The sequence below is a fragment of the Thermococcus sp. genome, assembly GCF_027066465.1.
Classification (GTDB): Archaea; Methanobacteriota_B; Thermococci; order Thermococcales; family Thermococcaceae; genus Thermococcus.
This window is the reverse complement of sequence record NZ_JAMONU010000025.1, coordinates 1-3,879: the sequence shown is the minus strand read 5'-3', so window position 1 is coordinate 3,879 and position 3,879 is coordinate 1. Positions and strand designations below refer to the sequence as shown.

The following is a 3,879-nucleotide window of genomic DNA, read 5'->3' as shown; positions in this document are numbered from 1 at the left end:
CAATCCTCCACGGGGAGATTAACTACGGGGCCTGCGACCCGGCCGATGCCGAGGCAAAGGCCCTCGGTTGCGATGCGCTGGTTCACCTCGGCCACAGCTACATGAGGCTCCACCTTGAGGTTCCGACGGTTTTCGTGCCCGCCTTCGCCGAGGTTGACGTCGTTTCTGCCCTCAGGAAAAACCTCGGGGAGATTAAAAAGCTCGGGAGAAGGATAATCCTCGTAACAACCGCACAGCACATCCACAGGCTCGGGGAAGCCAAGGCCTTTCTTGAGGAGAACGGGTTCGAGGTTCTCATAGGAAGGGGGGACTCGAGGGTCAGCTGGCCCGGTCAGGTTCTAGGGTGCAACTTCTCGAGCGCGAGGCTCGAGGGGGATGGAGTCCTCTTCATAGGGGCCGGCTACTTCCATCCCCTCGGCGTTGCACTGGCGACCAAAAAGCCAACCCTTGCAGTAAACCCCTATTCCGGGGACGCGCTGTGGATGGAGGAAGAGGCCGAGAGGTTAATCAGGAAGCGCTGGGCGCAGATAGCTAAAGCTATGGATGCAAAGCGGTTCGGGGTTGTCGTCAGCACCAAGAAGGGTCAGCTCCGCCTTGCCGAGGCCAAGAGAATCGTCGGGCTTCTCAGGAGGCACGGCAGGGAGGCGGAGCTCATAGCGATGAACCACGTGAGCTATTCCAAGCTGGAGGGGTTCCCCTTTGACGCCTACGTGGTGGTTGCCTGTCCCCGCGTTCCCATCGACGACTACGAGAACTGGAGGAAGCCCGTTCTGACGCCGAGGGAGGTTGAGCTGTTGCTCGGCCTGAGGGATGACTACGAGTTCGACGAGATAACTGGAACCGAGAGGGACTTCGACGAACCCCTTGGGGTGAGCGTTCATGGAGCTAAGGCCGGTCTTTGAGGTTCTGGAGGTTTTTCTGCTCTTCCTGTCGGCGTACTGGGGGCTTAAGGTCTCAATGGAAGCGCTCACCTACGACAGGCTGAAGGGAATTCTCCTGCTCGTGCCCCTAATCATAGCCCTAACGTTCAAGGAGTTCGGTCCACTCGCGGCGTTTCTCGTTATGTTCGCCTTCTTCATCGTTGAGGGAAGGGGCCTCCTGATGTCCCTGACGATGGGCGTTCTGGCGTACGTTGTGTTCCTCGTGGGTGCGATTGGAAGCGGCATCTTTCTCGGCCTGCTTGGAACCTACCTCCACGTTCCTGGCTACGAGATTCACGGAACGCTCCAGGAGCTTCTCCACCAAGCGGTGATGAAGAGATGAAGAAAAGGCACCTTGCCATGCTCCTCTCTAAGCTTAGGGGCTTTGAGAATCCGAAACCGTACCTCGAGCAGTACAGAACGCCGGGGGATGTTGCCTCAAGCCTCCTCTGGCTGGCCTACACCTCCGGGGACATCGAGGGCAAGGTAGTTGCCGACTTCGGCGCCGGGACAGGTGTCCTCTCGATTGGTGCCAAGCTCTTGGGCGCGAGGAAGGTCTACGCCGTTGAGATTGACCCCGAAGCTTTGAGTGTTGCGAGGGAGAACGCCGAGGCCGTTGGCGTTGACGTGGAGTTCGTTCTGGCGGACGTCTCGGACTTCGGGGAAAAGGTGGATACCGTGATAATGAACCCCCCGTTTGGAAGCCAGAGGAGGCACGCCGACAGGCCCTTCCTCCTCAAGGCCTTTGAGGTGGGCGACGTTGTCTACTCCATTCATTTATCTAAACCTGAAGTTAGAAAATTCATTCAGTCCTTCGTTACCGAGCACGGGTTTACCATAACGAATCGTCTAACGGTTTCCTTTGAAATCCCAATGCAGTTCCACTTCCACAGGAAAGCTCTGGAGAGAATACCAGTTGATATCTACCGCTTTGAAAAATCTTTAGCGAATTCAACGGAACGTTAAGCGAAAAAAATATATCCCTCGTTTTGGAGAATCTATGAAGTAGGGGGTATAATACGCTCCGGTGACCAATGATGGTTTCAAATTCAGGTGGAAAGGTTGAAAGTCTCCTCCGCACGTGGAGGATGAGGGATGCAGTTAAATTGGCACTTCAAGATGAAAGGGCACTGGGAGAACTCCTCAGCCTGATAGACGAAGACGACGTTAGCGTTCAAATAAGGGCACTCTCCGCGCTTCTTGAACTCGTCAGGGGCGCCAACTGGCGTCTCAGAAAGAGAATACTCGAAACGGGCTTCAAGCACATAATCAACGCGCTCAAGAGCGACGACGTCAGGGTTCTGTGGAGGACGCTCGCAATCCTCAGCTACCTCCTCAAGAACAACCCACTCAACGGAGGGAGGCTTTCAAAGCTGGTCAGGGTTCTCCTGCTCACTGCAAAGACCCACAACGGCCTCGTGTGGGATGGACTCCTCAGCGCCGTTGAGAACATAAGGGCACCGTGCATGTCCGATGAGGTCGCGGAGTTCCTCCTCGAGAAGGTTAGGAACGGCTCCTACGAGGAGGCGGCAGTAGCGTCGCTGATACTCCTGAACTCAGGAGCGGTTGAGAGGCACGGCTGGAAGAGCGTGGTCGAGAGGGTTGGGGAGATAATATCAACTGGAGACCCGGAGTTAATCGAGGCGGGCCTTCACGCGGCAATGAAGCTGACGAAGCTCCCCACGGTCTTCCCAATGGACGTGGTGATGAAGTCCCTGATTCCATCGCTGAGGAGGTTCATATCGACCTGTAACGACCCGATAAGGAAGCAGACCGCGATAGAAGTTTTTGACAGGCTTAGGGACATGGTCGTCCGCTACTACCGCGTCCGTCCGAGGGAGGCCCAGAGGATTGCTGAGGAGCTTTCAAGGCTCGGACTGCTTGAGGAGGCTTACCTCATAGCCTCGAACGTTGCCAGTGTGGGCGGGCTGGTAAGCCTCTGGAACGACAGGCCAACGTGACAGCGGTGAAAGCATGGGGAAGCTGAAGCTGAGTGACAGACAGCTCTACGCCCTGGTTGAAGCTGTAAAGCTAAGCGAGTCCGTAAAACCCAGCCAGAACGCCAAGAGAAGGGCGTTCCAGAAATACAGGATAACGGACTGGGAGAACTCCAAGCTCACAGGCATCTTCTACTCCCTTCAGCGGAGGCTCGGTCTTATAGACGAGATAATCGAGGGATTGGTTTGTGTTTCTCCCCTAATCCTCGACCCCTGGCTGAGGGCCGCGCTCAGGGTTGCGGTTGAAGTTGCGGTCTTCAGGGACCCGAACGAGAGGACGCTCCAGCACCTAAGGGGACTTGCGAGGTTCCTCTCAAAGAGGACGCACCCCTACGTCGGTTACTATTACTACGACCTTCTCCCCAAGGTTGTCAGCTACGTTCCCAAAGTTGAGTCCGAAGAGGACAGGATGAAGTGGGAGTTTCTGTTTCCGGGATGGTTTATACGAAAGCTCCAGACTTTCATAGGGGACGAAACCGAGGAGTTGCTCAAAGCCTTAAACGAGACCCTTCCTGTTAGCGTTCGCGTTAACAGGCTGAAGGGGACTGTTGAGGACGTCGAGTCCTACCTCCGGGACAGAAAGCTTCGGTTTTTGAGGAGCGAGAGGGTCGAAACCGTAATCAGAATCCTCGACCCCTTCAACCCGGGCGTTTTGATGGAGAGGGGCATTGCCTTCCCTCAGGAGGAGGCCTCGGCGGTTGCCTCCCTAATCCTGGCCCCCAAACCGGGGGAGACCGTTGTGGATTTGGCGGCCGCCCCTGGCGGGAAGACCCTCCATCTGGCCGAGCTCATGCGGAACGAGGGCAAAATCTACGCCTTCGACGTTGATTCGGAGAGGATTGGGAGGATGAAAAAGCTCCTTAGATGGGCCGGCGTTGAGATTGCCGAAGTTAGGAAGCTCGACGGCAGGAAAGCCCCGGAAGTTTTGGGCGAGGAAATCGCCGACAGGGTTCTGCTCGATG

Annotated in this window: 5 protein-coding genes; all 5 read left to right on the top strand. The window is 56.2% G+C overall.

From position 1 onward, the window contains the following. The coding region (gene dph2 / locus MVK46_RS01285) for a diphthamide biosynthesis enzyme Dph2 (protein ID WP_297534654.1) at positions 1 to 902 on the top strand (902 nt) is incomplete at its 5' end. After that, positions 880 to 1,263 (top strand): hypothetical protein, encoded by a 384-nt coding sequence (locus MVK46_RS01280; protein ID WP_297534653.1) that lies wholly within the window; start codon positions 880 to 882, stop codon positions 1,261 to 1,263. The genes dph2 and MVK46_RS01280, both read left to right, overlap by 23 nt. After that, the gene (locus MVK46_RS01275) at positions 1,260 to 1,886 is read left to right on the top strand and encodes an METTL5 family protein (RefSeq protein ID WP_297534652.1); all 627 of its coding nucleotides are present in this window, start codon (positions 1,260 to 1,262) and stop codon (positions 1,884 to 1,886) included. Before MVK46_RS01280 ends, MVK46_RS01275 begins: the two co-directional genes overlap by 4 nt. A 71-nt stretch (positions 1,887 to 1,957) precedes the next feature. Continuing rightward, positions 1,958 to 2,881, top strand: coding sequence for a hypothetical protein (locus MVK46_RS01270; protein WP_297534650.1), 924 nt, complete (start codon positions 1,958 to 1,960; stop codon positions 2,879 to 2,881). A 13-nt stretch (positions 2,882 to 2,894) separates the two neighbouring features. After that, positions 2,895 to 3,879 (top strand): RsmB/NOP family class I SAM-dependent RNA methyltransferase (locus tag MVK46_RS01265; RefSeq protein ID WP_297534648.1); only part of this gene is annotated, 985 nt, incomplete at its 3' end.

What these genes read in the sequence shown, in the direction of transcription:
- MVK46_RS01275 (WP_297534652.1), top strand. Translation starts at nt 1,260, where the DNA reads ATGAAGAAAAGGCACCTTGCCATGCTCCTCTCTAAGCTTAGGGGCTTT.
- MVK46_RS01280 (WP_297534653.1), top strand. Translation starts at nt 880, where the DNA reads ATGGAGCTAAGGCCGGTCTTTGAGGTTCTGGAGGTTTTTCTGCTCTTC.
- MVK46_RS01270 (WP_297534650.1), top strand. Translation starts at nt 1,958, where the DNA reads ATGGTTTCAAATTCAGGTGGAAAGGTTGAAAGTCTCCTCCGCACGTGG.